The 13,342-nt window shown below is 71.8% G+C and carries 11 protein-coding genes; 5 read left to right on the forward strand and 6 right to left on the reverse strand.

The window, feature by feature from the left end; all coding sequences use genetic code 11:
• Nucleotides 1–18 precede the first annotated feature (18 nt).
• The 3 genes from ACIBSV_RS04840 to lon all read right to left on the reverse strand — a co-directional run bounded on the left by ACIBSV_RS04840 (nucleotide 19) and on the right by lon (nucleotide 3,669).
• Nucleotides 19–309: a YiaA/YiaB family inner membrane protein gene (locus tag ACIBSV_RS04840; protein ID WP_395859526.1), complete on the reverse strand. Its 291-nt coding sequence runs from the start codon at nucleotides 307–309 to the stop codon at nucleotides 19–21.
• A gap of 116 nt (nucleotides 310–425) precedes the next feature.
• On the reverse strand, nucleotides 426–986 hold the full coding sequence (locus ACIBSV_RS04845; RefSeq protein ID WP_395859527.1) for a hypothetical protein: 561 nt from the start codon (nucleotides 984–986) through the stop codon (nucleotides 426–428).
• A gap of 265 nt (nucleotides 987–1,251) precedes the next feature.
• Nucleotides 1,252–3,669: an endopeptidase La gene (gene lon / locus ACIBSV_RS04850; RefSeq protein WP_395859528.1), complete on the reverse strand. Its 2,418-nt coding sequence runs from the start codon at nucleotides 3,667–3,669 to the stop codon at nucleotides 1,252–1,254.
• A gap of 338 nt (nucleotides 3,670–4,007) precedes the next feature.
• Here lon and ACIBSV_RS04855 point away from each other — a divergent pair, with 338 nt between their 5' ends.
• The 3 genes from ACIBSV_RS04855 (at nucleotide 4,008) to ACIBSV_RS04865 (ending at nucleotide 7,608) form a co-directional block, all read left to right on the forward strand.
• Nucleotides 4,008–5,249: an MFS transporter gene (locus ACIBSV_RS04855; protein ID WP_395859529.1), complete on the forward strand. Its 1,242-nt coding sequence runs from the start codon at nucleotides 4,008–4,010 to the stop codon at nucleotides 5,247–5,249.
• 189 nt (nucleotides 5,250–5,438) lie between these two features.
• Complete coding sequence (locus ACIBSV_RS04860; RefSeq protein WP_395859530.1) at nucleotides 5,439–6,044, forward strand: NADPH-dependent FMN reductase; 606 nt, start codon at nucleotides 5,439–5,441, stop codon at nucleotides 6,042–6,044.
• Between the two features lie 52 nt (nucleotides 6,045–6,096).
• Complete coding sequence (locus ACIBSV_RS04865; protein WP_395859531.1) at nucleotides 6,097–7,608, forward strand: DHA2 family efflux MFS transporter permease subunit; 1,512 nt, start codon at nucleotides 6,097–6,099, stop codon at nucleotides 7,606–7,608.
• Nucleotides 7,609–7,718: 110 nt separating this feature from the next.
• Here the strand turns inward: ACIBSV_RS04865 and ACIBSV_RS04870 are convergent, their stop codons facing one another.
• Together ACIBSV_RS04870 and ACIBSV_RS04875 are read right to left on the reverse strand one after the other, a co-directional pair.
• The gene (locus ACIBSV_RS04870) at nucleotides 7,719–8,465 is read right to left on the reverse strand and encodes an HdeD family acid-resistance protein (protein ID WP_395859532.1); all 747 of its coding nucleotides are present in this window, start codon (nucleotides 8,463–8,465) and stop codon (nucleotides 7,719–7,721) included.
• 118 nt (nucleotides 8,466–8,583) lie between these two features.
• Nucleotides 8,584–10,419, reverse strand: coding sequence for an AMP-binding protein (locus ACIBSV_RS04875; RefSeq protein ID WP_395859533.1), 1,836 nt, complete (start codon nucleotides 10,417–10,419; stop codon nucleotides 8,584–8,586).
• A 252-nt stretch (nucleotides 10,420–10,671) separates the two neighbouring features.
• Here ACIBSV_RS04875 and ACIBSV_RS04880 point away from each other — a divergent pair, with 252 nt between their 5' ends.
• The gene (locus ACIBSV_RS04880) at nucleotides 10,672–11,913 is read left to right on the forward strand and encodes an acyl-CoA dehydrogenase family protein (RefSeq protein ID WP_395859534.1); all 1,242 of its coding nucleotides are present in this window, start codon (nucleotides 10,672–10,674) and stop codon (nucleotides 11,911–11,913) included.
• The gene (locus ACIBSV_RS04885) at nucleotides 11,910–13,055 is read left to right on the forward strand and encodes an acyl-CoA dehydrogenase family protein (RefSeq protein ID WP_395859535.1); all 1,146 of its coding nucleotides are present in this window, start codon (nucleotides 11,910–11,912) and stop codon (nucleotides 13,053–13,055) included. Before ACIBSV_RS04880 ends, ACIBSV_RS04885 begins: the two co-directional genes overlap by 4 nt.
• 85 nt (nucleotides 13,056–13,140) lie before the next feature.
• Here ACIBSV_RS04885 and ACIBSV_RS04890 read toward each other — a convergent pair whose 3' ends face one another.
• Nucleotides 13,141–13,284 carry a hypothetical protein gene (locus ACIBSV_RS04890; RefSeq protein WP_395859536.1) on the reverse strand — a complete coding sequence of 48 codons (144 nt, stop codon included), beginning with the start codon at nucleotides 13,282–13,284 and terminating at the stop codon, nucleotides 13,141–13,143.
• Nucleotides 13,285–13,342 lie beyond the last annotated feature (58 nt).

The raw sequence follows: 13,342 nt of genomic DNA on the forward strand, positions 1-13,342 counted from the left end.
AGCACCGCCCCTTCGGGCTCAGATCCCGTCGTTGCGGAACAGGTCGTGGTCGGTCAACAGCTTCTCCAGGCGCGCCTGGTCGACCCGGCTGACCACGGCCTCGCTCTCCTGGCGGTCGCGGACCACCTTGGCGATGGTGATGCTCGACGTCACGACGTAGAGCACGCCGAGGCCGAGGAAGGCCCGGATCCAGCGGTCCACCGGGAGGTAGACGATCCCGATCAGGACCGCGCTCACGGATACGCCGAAGGACAGCGCGGCCTGAACGAAGAAGCCCTGGGTGTTGTTGGTACGCAGCGGCGTTGTCATGGCAACAGTGTTGGGCCGACCGGGTGTTGCGCGCATGAGTAGGTGTACTCAAGTGGGACGGCCCCCGGCGGAAGGCCGGGGGCCGTACAGGTCGGCGATGTGGATGTCGGTCGGTGCTACGTCCAGCGCTTGGTGCCGTTGGTGCTGTTGGCGCACACCAGCGGTTCACCCTTGTTGTTCACCGCCGTGGCGCCGAGCTGCGAACAGAACTGGCCTCTGACCTTCACGCCCGCATCAGCCGGCGGCGGATCGGCCTTGGGCGGGTCTGCCTTCGGCGGGTCCACCTTGGGCGGATCGGCCTTCGGTGGATCGGCCTTCGGCACGTTCGCTTCGTCCTGCGCCGGTGCCGCCGGTGGCGGTTCGGCGGGAGCCGTGGTCGCGGGCGGCGGCGCTGTGCTGCTCACCGGCGGCGCGCTCGTCGGCGCCGCCGTGGTGGCGGCGGGCGCGGGCGTCGTCGCCGCACCCGAGGGGACCGGCGTCGACGTCGAGGCCGGCGTCACCTTGTCCTTTCCGGAGTCGTCCTTCCCGTCGGACACCGCGTTCGCGAAGGCGACCAGGAAGACCACGCCCGCGACGATCGCGACGCCGATCTTCAGCGGGCGCTGCCAGTCGGTGTACTTCCACATCAGGAAGATGCCCACCGGCGCGAACACGACGAGCAGGACGACGATCCACAAGGTGCGTTGGTACCAGGGACGTTGTGGCTGAGGTTGCGGCGGAAACCCAGGCGGTGGCGAAGCGGACGAACCGTCTCCCCAACCCGGGCCCCCACCCGTTCCATATGACATGCCGCGAATACTGACAGCAACCAACCGAACTATCCGGCGCGTGACCGAATCGAGATTCACCGCCAACCGGCTTGTCCGATCTTGGCCGAAAAATGCTGCGCGAGCCGCCCGGAAGGCGACTCGCGCAGCAGGGTTTTCGCAGGTCGACGCAGGATCAGGCGGCGATGGTGTGCTTGGCGTTGGCCGGCTCCAGGGCCAGTTCCAGCACCTCGCGCACGTCGGCGACCGCGTGCACGGTGAGTCGGCTCAGGATCTCCTCGGGCACGTCGTCCAGGTCGGCCTCGTTGCGCTTGGGGATCAGCACGGTGGTCACACCGGCCCGCTCCGCGGCGAGCAGCTTCTGCTTCACGCCGCCGATCGGCAGTACCCGGCCGGTGAGCGAGACCTCACCGGTCATCGCCACGTCCGAGCGGACCGGCCGCCCGGTGAGCAGCGACACCAGCGCGGTGGTCATCGTGACACCGGCGCTCGGGCCGTCCTTGGGGACCGCGCCGGCCGGGACGTGGATGTGCACGCCTCGGTCCTTGAGGTCGCCCACCGGTACCTCCAGCTCCGCCCCGCGCGAGCGCAGGTAGGACAGCGCGATCTGCGCCGACTCCTTCATCACGTCGCCGAGTTGGCCGGTCAGGGTCAGTCCCGTACCGCCCGTCTCGGCGTCCGCGAGCGACGCCTCGATGTAGAGCACGTCGCCACCCGCGCCGGTGACCGCGAGCCCGGTGGCCACACCCGGCACCGCGGTGCGCTGCTCGGCCTTGCTCAGCAGCGACTCCGGGGTGTGCCGGGGCCGCCCGAGGTAGTCGCGCAGGTCGCCGGCGTCCACCGTGATCGGCAGCGGGTGCGCGTCGGCGTCCAGCGCCTGTCGGGCCGCGACCTTGCGCAGCACGCGGGCGATCGAGCGCTCCAGGGTGCGCACGCCCGCCTCCCGGGTGTACTCGCCCGCCAGCAGCCGCAGCGCGTCCTCGGTGAAGGACACCTCGGTGTCGTCCAGACCCGCCTTGTCCAACTGACGCTTGATCAGGTGGTCCCGGGCGATGACGACCTTCTCGTCCTCGGTGTAGCCGTCGAGCCGGACCAGTTCCATCCGGTCGAGCAGCGGCTCGGGGATGGTCTCCAGGACGTTGGCCGTGGCCAGGAACACCACGTCGGAGAGGTCGAGTTCGACCTCGAGGTAGTGGTCGCGGAAGGTGTGGTTCTGGGCCGGGTCGAGCACCTCCAGCAGGGCCGCGGTCGGGTCGCCGCGGTAGTCCGAGCCGACCTTGTCGATCTCGTCGAGCAGGACGACGGGGTTCATGCTGCCCGCCTCCTTGATCGCCCGGACGATGCGACCGGGCAGGGCGCCGACGTAGGTGCGCCGGTGGCCGCGGATCTCGGCCTCGTCGCGCACGCCGCCGAGCGCGACCCGGACGAACGAGCGACCCATCGCGCGGGCCACCGACTCGCCCAGCGAGGTCTTGCCGACACCGGGCGGGCCGACCAGGGCCAGTACCGCGCCGGACCGCCGGCCGCCGACCACGCCCAGCCCGCGCTCCTCGCGGCGCTTGCGCACCGCGAGGTATTCGACGATGCGCTCCTTGACGTCCACCAGGCCGGAGTGGTCCGCGTCCAGGATCGCGCGCGCCTCGGCGATGTCGTACGCGTCCTCGCTGCGCTCGTTCCACGGCATTTCCAGCACGGTGTCCAGCCAGGTGCGGATCCAGCCGCCCTCGGGCGACGCGTCGGAGGCGTGCTCCAGCTTGTCGACCTCCTTGAGCGCGGCGGCCAGCACCTTCTCCGGCAGGTTCGCCGCCTCGACCCGGGCGCGGTAGTCCTCCTCCTCGCTGTCCGGGGTGCCGTTGAGCTCGTTGAGCTCCTTGCGCACCGCGGCGAGCTGCTGCTTGAGCAGGAATTCGCGCTGCTGCTTGTCCATGCCCTCCTGGACGTCCTTGCGGATCGTCTCGGCCACGTCCAGCTCGGCGAGGTGGTCCCGGGTCCAGCCGACGACCTTGGTCAGCCGCTCCTGGACGTCGACGGTCTGCAGGACCTCGATCTTTTGCTGAAGCGTCAGGTACGGGGCGTAGCCGGAGTTGTCCGCCAGGTCGCTCGGGTCCTCCAGCGCCTGTACGTGGTCGACCACCTGCCACGCGCCGCGCTTGCCCAGCACGGTGGTGACCAGGGCCTTGTACTCGCGGGCCAGCTCGTGGGTGTGCTCGTCCGCCTCGACGTCAGTCACCCGGGTCGCCTCGACCCACAGCGCCGCGCCGGGGCCGGTGGTTCCGGTGCCGATCCGCACCCGGCTCTCGCCGCGCACCACCACGACCGACTCACCCCCGGGCAGCCGACCGACCTGCTCGATCACCCCGAGCGTGCCCACCGCCGGGTATTGCCCGTCGTCGCGCGGAACAAGCAGCACCCGCGCCTTGCTCTCACTACGGATGCCGGGTCCGGCGGACCGCCCCGCGGCGGCCCGCGCGGCATCCACGGCGGCACGGGTCTCCGCGTCGTCGAGTTCGAGCGGGACCACCATGCCGGGGAGGACGACCACGTCGTCCAGCGGAAGAACCGGCAGGGTCAGTGTCCCGATGGTCTCGCTCATGTCATGCCCCTCAGGTAGCCACAGTCGAAAAAGTTGCGCTGCACTGACTCAAGAAACAAGAGCCCCTCTTTGTTCCCCCACCCTTCCGATCCCTGTTCGCCCACAGCGAAGCGCTTCGGCCGGCAGGCGGGGGCGGGGGTCGGACGTCGGGGGCGGCAGGTCGGGGGCGGGGAGATCGGGGGCAGGACGTCGGCAGGTCGGGGGGCGACGGGCTCGTGATGTCGAGGACGGGGTGACGTTGAGGGCGGGATACCGCCAGACCCGGGGCGGCGGGGGCGGTTGTACTGGGACTCCCCGTTGTCGGGGATCCCCTCCCCCGCCCTGCCGAAAGGGACGTCATGTCCGTCATTGCCGGAGCCGACTCGCACACCGCCGACGCACCCGGACCGGACGCGGGGCAGCCGCGCCGGTACTGGCCGGGCGTGGTGTGTCTGTCGGTCGGGATCTTCGCGATCGTGACGAGCGAGATTCTCCCGATCGGGTTGTTGACGCCGATCGGGGACGACTTCGGCGTCTCGGACGGCACTGCCGGGTGGTTGATGGTCGTACCGGGCCTGTTGGCGGCGGTCTGCGCGCCGGTGGTGACGGTGTGCACCGGGCGGCTGGATCGGCGCACGATGTTGGTCGCGCTGATCGTGTTGTTGGCGGCGGCGAACTTCCTCGCGGCCGTCGCGCCCGCGTTCTGGGTGGTGTTGGTGGCGCGGGCGCTGGTGGGGGTCACCATCGGCGGGTTCTGGTCGATCGGGGCCGGACTGGCGCCTCGGTTGGTGCGTGCGCAGCGGGTGGGTACGGCAACCGCCGTGATCTTCGCGGCCGTTCCGGCCGGCTCCGTGCTGGGTCTGCCCGCCGGTACACAGCTCGGCGAACACATCGGCTGGCGCGCCTCGTTCGTGGTCATGGGCGTGCTCGCGCTGGGCGTGGCGATCGCGCTCGCCGTGCTGTTGCCGCCGCTGCCCGCGCTCGAGGTCACCCGGGCCCGGGTGTTGCGCGATCTGCTGCGCGGCACCGGCATCCGGATCGGCCTCGCCGCGACCTGCCTGATCGTGATCGCGCACTTCGGCGCCTACACGTACGTGACGCCGTTCCTGGAGCAGGTCACCCGGGTGGACCGGGGGCTGATCGGCGTCTACCTGTTGACCTTCGGCGTGGCCGGCATCGTCGGCAACTTCGTCGCGGGCGTGACGATGGTCCGCAACCTGCGCGCGACGTTCCTCACGTGCGCGGCGCTGATCGCCGTCGCCACGCTGCTGTTCCCCCTCCTCGGCCGCCGGGACGCGGGCGCGATCGGCCTGCTCGTGGTGTGGGGCCTGGCGTACGGCGCCGTCCCGGCCTGCTCGCAGACCTGGTTCGCCCGCTCCGCGCCGCACGCCCAGGAGGCCGCCACGGTCGTGTTCACGTCGTCGTTCCAGCTCACCCTGGCAACCGGCGCGCTCGCCGGCGGCGCCGTCGTCGACGCCTCCTCCCCCTCGACGGTCATGGTGTGCGCCGGTGCCGTGGCCCTGGCCACGATCGCCGTCCTGACCGCCCTCGGCGGCCCGGACGAGGCGTCCCCGACGGCTACGGACGCGAAGCGCGCTTGAACGATTCCCCCTCGGCACCGGCAACCCCCGGGCCGGGTCCGGGTGACGACTCGGGAAGAGAAGTGCGGATCCGGGCTTGACCTGAAGTTAACTTCAACTTCTAACGTCTTCACCAGGCGCTCGGACGGCAACGATTCCGGGCCCGCACAGGACTCGTTCGCACTTCTCTTCATCTCCTTGGGGGATCCCATGAGCACCGACACGCAGACCACCACCACTCCGAAGACCTTCCGGCTGGCCGTCATCGTCGGGAGCACCCGCGAGGGTCGCTTCGCTCCGGTCGTGTCCACCTGGTTCGCTGGCAAGGCCGAGCAGCACGGGGACTTCGAGGTGGACATCATCGACCTGGCGCACGACCGGCTGCCGGACGTGTGGGCCCCGATGGGCAGCGAACCCGCCGCCGTGGTCACCGCGGTCGGTGCCCGGCTCGACGCCGCCGACGCGTTCGTGGTGGTCACGCCCGAGTACAACCACAGCTTCCCGGCCGGGTTGAAGAACATGATCGACCTGTTCCGCGGCGAGTGGCAGGGCAAGCCGGTCGGCTTCGTGTCCTACGGCGGCATCTCCGGCGGCCTGCGCGCCGTCGAGCAACTGCGCCTGGTCTTCGCGGAGCAGCACATGGTCACCACCCGGGACGGGCTGGCGTTCCCGATGGCCTGGGAGAAGTTCGACGCGGACGGGCAGCCGGTCGACGTCGCGGGCACCGACGCCGCGGCCAAGGTGATGCTCGATCAGCTCGCGTGGTGGACCGACGCCTCCCGGTCGATGCGCGCGCGCCGCCCGTACGGCGTCTGAGAACCATCCGGGAAGCCGCCGCCATTCCTCCGCCGAACGCCAGGAGCCCGTGATGGCAACGACCACCGCCCCGACCGCGAGTGCGCCCGCGGCCGACGTCCCCACCCCTTCCCGAAGCCTCGCGGCGATCGCCCTCGTGGTCGTCCTCGGCTCGGTGATGTCCGTACTCGATGTCACCGTCGTCAACGTCGCGCTCAACCACCTCGCGCAGGACTTCGACGCCCCGCTCGCCACCATCCAATGGGTGGCGACGGGATACACACTGGCCCTGGCCACGGTCATCCCGGTGGCCGCGTGGGCGATGGGCCGGTTCGGCACCAAACGCCTGTACATGTTCTCGATCGGCACCTTCGCGGCCGGATCCGTGCTGGCCGGACTGGCCTGGTCGGCCGAATCGCTGATCGCCTTCCGGGTCCTCCAGGGGCTCGGCGGCGGCCTGATCATGCCGGTCGGGATGACCATCCTGGCCCGGGCCTCGGATCCCGCCCGGATGGGCCGCACGATGGCCATCCTGGGCATCCCGGTCCTGATCGGCCCGCTCGCCGGCCCGATCCTGGGCGGCTGGCTCGTGGACGACGTGTCCTGGCGCTGGATCTTCTTCATCAACGTGCCGATCGGCGCGATCGCCCTGGGGCTGGCCGCCAGGGTCTTCCCGCGGGACACCCCGCAGCCGACCAAACCGCTGGACGTGCCCGGGCTGCTGATGCTCTCCCCCGGTCTGGCGCTACTCATCTACGGCCTGGCCACCGGCGGCGACAAGGGCGACTTCGGCTCCACCGGGGCGCTGGTGCCCGCCGTGCTCGGCGCGCTCCTGGTGGTCGGCTTCGTGGTCCGGGCCCTGCGGATCGAACACGCGCTGATCGACCTGCGATTGTTCCGCAGCCGCCCGTTCGTGGCCGCCGCGGGCACCATGGTGCTGTTCGTCTGCGCGTACTTCGGCTCGATGATGCTGGCCCCGCTGTACTACCAACTGGTGCGCGGCGAGAGCGCCACCGCCTCCGGCCTGTTGGGCGCACCGCAGGCGCTGGCCACCGCGCTGTCGATGCAGGTCGCCAGCAGGCTCAGCGACCGGGTCGCGCCGGGACGGATCGTGCTGGTCGGGATCGTGGTCGCCGCCTCCGGGTTCCTCGCCTTCACCACGCAGGTCGCCGCGGACACCCCCTACTGGGTGCTGATGTCCTGCCTGTCGGTGATGGGCGTCGGGGTCGGCATGACGCTGATGCCGACCACCGCCTCCGCGCTGCGCGCCATGTCGCACGAGCAGGTCGCGGTCGCCGGTACCACCTTGACCATCATCCAGCAGGTCTCGGCCGCGGTCGGCGGGGCGCTGATGTCGGTGCTGCTGGCCGGCGCGATGCGGGACGGCCTGCCGGCCGGGCAGGGGGCCGGTGGGCTCGGCGAGTTGCACTCGTTGTCGCCGGCGGTGATCACCGAGATCGGGCCGCGGTTGGCGGACGCCTTCCAGGGGACGTACTGGTGGGCCGTGAGCTTCATGGCACTGGCGTTCCTGCCGGCGCTGCTGATGAGCCGGCGCACACCCGCGGCGCACGTCGAGGCGAGGTAGGTCCGCCGCTTCGCCGGCCGCCGACGCACCATGGGCCCCTGCCGGGGCGGGACATCATCGAACGCCGGACGGGCTGCGACCAGCCCGTCCGGCGTTCGATGGCGTCCGGCCTACACCTCGTCGTCGCGTCGTTTCGTCATCGTGTCCGGGCCCTTGAAGGTGCCTTCCCTGGTGCCGTCCCGTTCGGCCTTCCACTCGGCGGAGGCCGGGTCGCCGGAGACCTCGTCCGCCGCGGGCGACCCCGCCTCCGGGACCTCCGCCTCGCGGACCATGCCGACGATCCGACGGCCCGTCAGGCCGAGGCTGACCAGGCTCAGTCCGTCGAAGAGCAGGGCCAGCGAGATGAACGTACCGATCGCGTAGCGGCTGCTGCTCGGCCATTCGGCCAGCACCAGCAGGCCCAGGACCAGGTCGACCACGCCGACCAGGACGGTCCAGATCATCTTGGCGGACATGCTCGCGACGCCGCCCACGATCCGGAACATGCCCGCGCCCAGCAACAACAGGGCCACGAACAGGGTGAGCGCCTCGGCCGCCACCTCGGGCCGGCGCAACAACACCACGCCCGCCGCGATGTTGAGCGCGGAGACCGCGACCACGAGCCAGAACGCGTTCTCCTTGCGCGCCTGGATGGCCTGGACGAACCCGACCACGCCGCCGATCAGCAGCAACCAGCCGAACAACACCATCGTGGTCAGCGTGGCCACGCCCGTGTAGACCAGACCGACGATCCCGCCGAGCACCAACACCGTGCCGAGCACGACCAGCAGGCCGAACCCGAATCCCTTGCCGCTGCGCCGATGCCGCCCCGCGCCGGACTCGGCGGTCGGTCCCGTGACGCCGTTCGTGCTGTCCATGGGTGCCGCTCCTTGGATCTGCCACGCCCGCAAAGTCGCGTGCGTGTTACGCCTTCCCATTGGAAAGCGACATATCCGCACGATCAGCTATCCGCATGACCGAGAGCGGCGAACGAGGTCAGCGCCGCGTTCCCGGCGGCAACGACGGCGGCAGCGCGGACCGCACCGGGGACAGCGCGGGTGCGAGCGCCGGCCGCGCCGCGGGCATCGGCGTCGCCGCCGACACCGCCACACCGCGCACCGCCGGGCCCGGACGATCGGCCAGACCCAAAAAGTGCCGGCGCAGGCGGTACTTCTCCACCCGCCCGTTCGGCGTCCGCGGCATGCGCGCGACGATCCGCACGTGCTCCGGCCGCATGTACGCGGGCAACGACTGCGCGCACCACGCGCGTAGCTCGTCCGGGTCGAGCGGACGACCCGGCTCGGGCTCGGCGTACAGGACCACCTCGTCCTCGTCGTCCCGGTCGGCGGGCACCCCGAACACCGCGCCCACCGCGATGTCGGGATGCTGGTTGACCAGGTCCTCGATGTGGTAGGCCGACACGTTCTCGCCGCGGATCCGGATCCGGTCCACGACCCGGTCGACGAAGTGCAGCAGCCCGTCCTCCTCGTCGAGCACCGCCGCGTCGCCGGTGTGGAACCACAGGTTGCGGGTGGCCTCCGCGATGCTCAGCGGATCGTCCACGTACTCCTGCACCAACAGGCCCGGCAGATGCGGGCGGACCGCGAGGTGGCCGACCACGCCGCGCGGCACCGGACGGTCGTGCTCGTCCAGGATCGCCACCCGAGCGAACGGCAACGGCGCGCCCAGACAACCCTTGCGCACGATCCGCGCCCCGTCGACCACCGGTACGCCCAACCGGGAGCACACCTTCGCGACCGCCGCCGGCGCCAGCCCGCGCCGCAGCGGCGCCGGGGTGACCTCGCTCGGGTCGAGCCCGACCAGGACGGCCGCGATCGGCAGGCCCGTCTCGACCTGCCCGTAGCCGGCCACCACGGTGTCGATCCCGAACCGGCGCGCGAACGCGTGGTGGGTCGGCGGCAGCGGCTGCATCAGCACCGTGCTCAGCGGGTTGTTCCGCTCGCCGCGCCGCTCCGGCGCGCCCGCGAGCCAGCCCACCATCGTCTCGGTCAACACCGCGCCGGTGGCCCCCGCCGAGGCCACGCGCCGCCAGAAGTCGACCGGATGGAACCGGTCCCACAGCGAAACGCCCGCGCCCGCCCACGCGGCCCGGGCCAGTCCCGCGAACGCGCCCTGGACCGAATGCAGCGGCAGGTCCACGTGCACCACGTCCTCCGGCGTGGTGAGCCGGCGCAGCAGCAGCGTGTACGAGGCCAGCCAACGGTGCGCCAGCAGGGCGGCCTTGGGCCGCCCGGTCACCCCTGCGGTGTGCACGATCATCCCGATGTCGCCCGGGTCGATCGTCACCGCCGGCGGCACCGCGCGGGCCAGGAAGTTGGCGTAGGCGATCTCGGGGTAGCCGTGCGGCGGCCTGGGGCCCACCGCGTCGTGCACGGTCAGCCTCGGCAGCCGGTTCAGATGCGGCCGTACCGTCTCCAGCGTGTGCACCAGCGCGCGTTCGGTGACCACCAGCAGCGGCTGGGTGGCCTCCAGTTGCTCGACCAGCAGATCGCCGATCGCGTCCGCGTCCAGCGGGCAGTACACCGCGCCGGCCTTCCAGATGCCGAACATCCACAGCGCGGCGGCGTACGCGCTGCGGCAGTGCACCGCCACCCGGTCGCCGCGCCGGATGCCCGCCCGGGCCAGGTTGCCGGCGATCGTGTCGGTGGCCCGCTTGGCCTCGGCGTAGCTCAGGTCCAGGCCGTGTTCGCCGTAGTGGATGAAGACCCGCATCGGGGTGCGCACCGACCACTTGTCCAGTGCTTCGGTGACCGACTCCCCGTCCGCGGCGAGTTCGGCGGCGAGACCCGCCTCGAGTTCTTCGGCGGTCATGACTGGTACAGCACCCCCTGCGACGCGCGGCATCCCGGAAGGTCCCGGCTGAAGTCCGTGCGGGTAGCTCGATCACACGGGGAGACGAACATATCGCCTGAGTGCATCGCTTGGGGGCCCGGGCGCGGGCTTCCTACCGGTGAGTTCAGCGCCTAGCATCCAGGTGGCCCGGTTGTCGACGGTGCGTCGGTGTCGATGAACAGGGCGTCATGACGACGGACGGAGGCACCGGTTGTGGGAGAGCGGGACGGCGTGAGCGACCGAGAACCGGACGACCCTGCCGGCGGCGGACCGGATGCCGGTGCCGTCGACGCGGCCCAGGTGCGGCGCAGAGTGGCCGAACTGGTCGCGGCACACGATCCGACCACGATGCCCTCGGCCGAGTTCCTGGGCCATCGCTTCGACGCGGGCCTGGCCTGGGTGCACTTCCCGATCGGCTGCGGCGGCCTGGGTGCCTCGCGGGCGTTGCAGCAGGTGCTCGAGAGCGCGTTGACCGCGGCGGGCGCGAAGGCGGCCGGTGGGTACCGCAATCCGATCGGCCTGGGGATGGGCGCGCCCACCATCGTCGCGCACGCGGGCCCGGAGTTGCGGGCCCGGTTGTTGCGCCCGCTGTGGACCGGCGAGGAGATCTGGTGCCAGCTCTTCAGCGAACCCGGCGCGGGCTCGGACCTGGCGGGTCTGGCCACCCGGGCGGTGCGCGAGGGTGACGGCGACTGGATCGTCAACGGTCAGAAGGTGTGGACCTCGCTCGCGCACAAGGCGCGCTGGGCGATGCTGCTCGCCCGGACCGATCCGGACCTGCCCAAGCATCAGGGATTGACCTACTTCTTCCTGGACATGACGTCGCCGGGGGTCGAGGTGCGTCCGCTGCGCCAGGCCACCGGACAGGCCGAGTTCAACGAGGTGTTCCTGACCGACGTGCGGATCCCGGACGCGCACCGGGCGGGCGAGGTGGGCCAGGGCTGGACGGTGTCGAACACGACGCTGATGAACGAGCGGGTGGCCATCGGCGGCGCGGCGGCCCCGCGCGAGGCGGACGCGATCGGCGCGGTCGCGCGGATGTGGCGGGATCGGCCGGAGCTGCGTACGCCCGGGCTGCACGACCGGCTGCTGCGGGCCTGGGTGGAGTGCGAGGTGGCCCGGCTGGGCAACGAGCGCATCCGCCAGCAGTTGGCGGCCGGCGCGCCCGGCCCCGAGGGGTCGGCGGCCAAGATCGCCTACGCCCGGCTGAACCAGGACGTGACCCGGTTGTGGCTGGAGCTGACCGGCGAGGAGGGGCTCGGCTACGACGACTGGGCGATGCGCCGCAGCGAGCTGGGCCAGGCCACGCTCGGTGCGCGCGCGCCGGGTTACTACTACCTGCGGGCCAAGGGCAATTCGATCGAGGGCGGCACGTCCGAGGTGCTGCGCAACGTGATCGCCGACCGGATCCTGGACCTGCCGCGCGAGCCGCGGACGGACACCAGGGTGCCGTGGAAGGAGATGCCCCGGTGAGCGAGTCCGGCATGCCGTCGCTGCTGTACGGCGAGGTCGAGGAGGATCTGCGCGCGACGTTGCGCGAGTTGTTGCGGGATCGCTGCGGGTGGCACGACGTGCTGGCGCGGATCGACACCGACGAGGCGTACGACGACGGGCTGTGGAAGGCGGTCGCGGCCGAGCTGGGCCTGGCCGGGCTGTTGATCCCGGAGGAGTTCGGCGGGGCCGGCGCGGGGCCTCGGGAGGTCGCGGTGGCGCTGGAGGAGCTGGGGCGCGCGGTGGCGCCGGTGCCGTTCCTGGCCAGCGCGGTGCTGGCCGGCTCGGCGCTGCTGGCCTGTCCGGCCGGCGAGGCGCGCGACGGCGCGCTGCGCGTGCTCGCGGACGGCACCCGCACCGGCACGCTCGCGGTGACCGCGAGCACCTGGCCGGGGGCCGCCTTCCCGCTGTCGGTGACCGGTGCGCCGGACGGGCCGGGGTTGTCGCTGACCGGTGCGGTGACCGGGGTGTTGGCCGCGGATCGGGCCGAGTTGTTGGTGGTCCCGGTGATCGTGGCCGGCGAGCCGCACCTGGCCCTGGTGGCGGGCGACGCGGCGAACCTGACCCGGCGCGCGGTGACCTCGCTGGACGCGACCCGCCCGGTGGGCGAGTTGACGTTGGATCAGGTGCACGGCCGGGTGCTGGCCGGGCCCGAGCACGCCGAGGCGGCGTTCGGGCACGCGCTGCGGTACGGCGCGGCGCTGCTGGCGTCGGAGCAACTGGGGGTGGCCGAGCAGGCGTTGGCCGAGGCGGTGGCGTACCTGAAGGTGCGGCACCAGTTCGGCCGGCCGATCGGCTCCTTCCAGGCGTTGCGGCACCGCGCGGCCGATCTGTGGTCGGACATCGCCGCCGCCCGGGCCGCGGCGCGCTACGCGGCGGCGTGTCTGGCCGAGGACTCGGCGGACGCGGCGGTGGCCACCGCGCTGGCCCAGGCGTACTGCGGCGACGTCGCGGTGCGCGCCGCGGAGGAGTGTGTGCAGATGCACGGCGGGATCGGCTTCACCTGGGAGCACCCGGCGCACCTGTACCTCAAGCGGGCGATGGCGTCCTCGCTGCTGCTGGGCACCTCGGACCGGCATCGGGCCACGCTGGGCACGCTGGTGGACCTGCCGCCCGCGATCTGAACGGGCGTCGACGCGGCTGTGGCCGGCCTCCGTGCGGAGGCCGGCCACAGCCGGGTCACGAGCGCGCTGTGCGAAACGGGCACGCCTAGCTGCGCAACATCAGGATGATCATCACGACCGCGACCGTCATCAGCACGGCCCACACCACCGTGACCAGCCGGAGGCGCTTTCCGTCCCGGGCGGGGGTGTCGGTCGGACCGGGGTCCGCCGGTTGCGGGTTGTCGCTCATGTCCTCGCTGCCCTCCACGGGTGCTGCGCGCGGCGTCCGTCCCGTTCAGGATGACACC

This window comes from Embleya sp. NPDC050154 (assembly GCF_044460165.1).
Taxonomy (GTDB): domain Bacteria; phylum Actinomycetota; class Actinomycetes; order Streptomycetales; family Streptomycetaceae; genus Embleya.

Bases quoted from the DNA above. Each gene is read 5' to 3' on its own strand.
- ACIBSV_RS04840 (WP_395859526.1), bottom strand. From the start codon at position 309: ATGACAACGCCGCTGCGTACCAACAACACCCAGGGCTTCTTCGTTCAG.
- lon (WP_395859528.1), bottom strand. From the start codon at position 3,669: ATGAGCGAGACCATCGGGACACTGACCCTGCCGGTTCTTCCGCTGGAC.
- ACIBSV_RS04855 (WP_395859529.1), top strand. From the start codon at position 4,008: ATGTCCGTCATTGCCGGAGCCGACTCGCACACCGCCGACGCACCCGGA.
- ACIBSV_RS04860 (WP_395859530.1), top strand. From the start codon at position 5,439: ATGAGCACCGACACGCAGACCACCACCACTCCGAAGACCTTCCGGCTG.
- ACIBSV_RS04865 (WP_395859531.1), top strand. From the start codon at position 6,097: ATGGCAACGACCACCGCCCCGACCGCGAGTGCGCCCGCGGCCGACGTC.
- ACIBSV_RS04870 (WP_395859532.1), bottom strand. From the start codon at position 8,465: ATGGACAGCACGAACGGCGTCACGGGACCGACCGCCGAGTCCGGCGCG.
- ACIBSV_RS04875 (WP_395859533.1), bottom strand. From the start codon at position 10,419: ATGACCGCCGAAGAACTCGAGGCGGGTCTCGCCGCCGAACTCGCCGCG.
- ACIBSV_RS04890 (WP_395859536.1), bottom strand. From the start codon at position 13,284: ATGAGCGACAACCCGCAACCGGCGGACCCCGGTCCGACCGACACCCCC.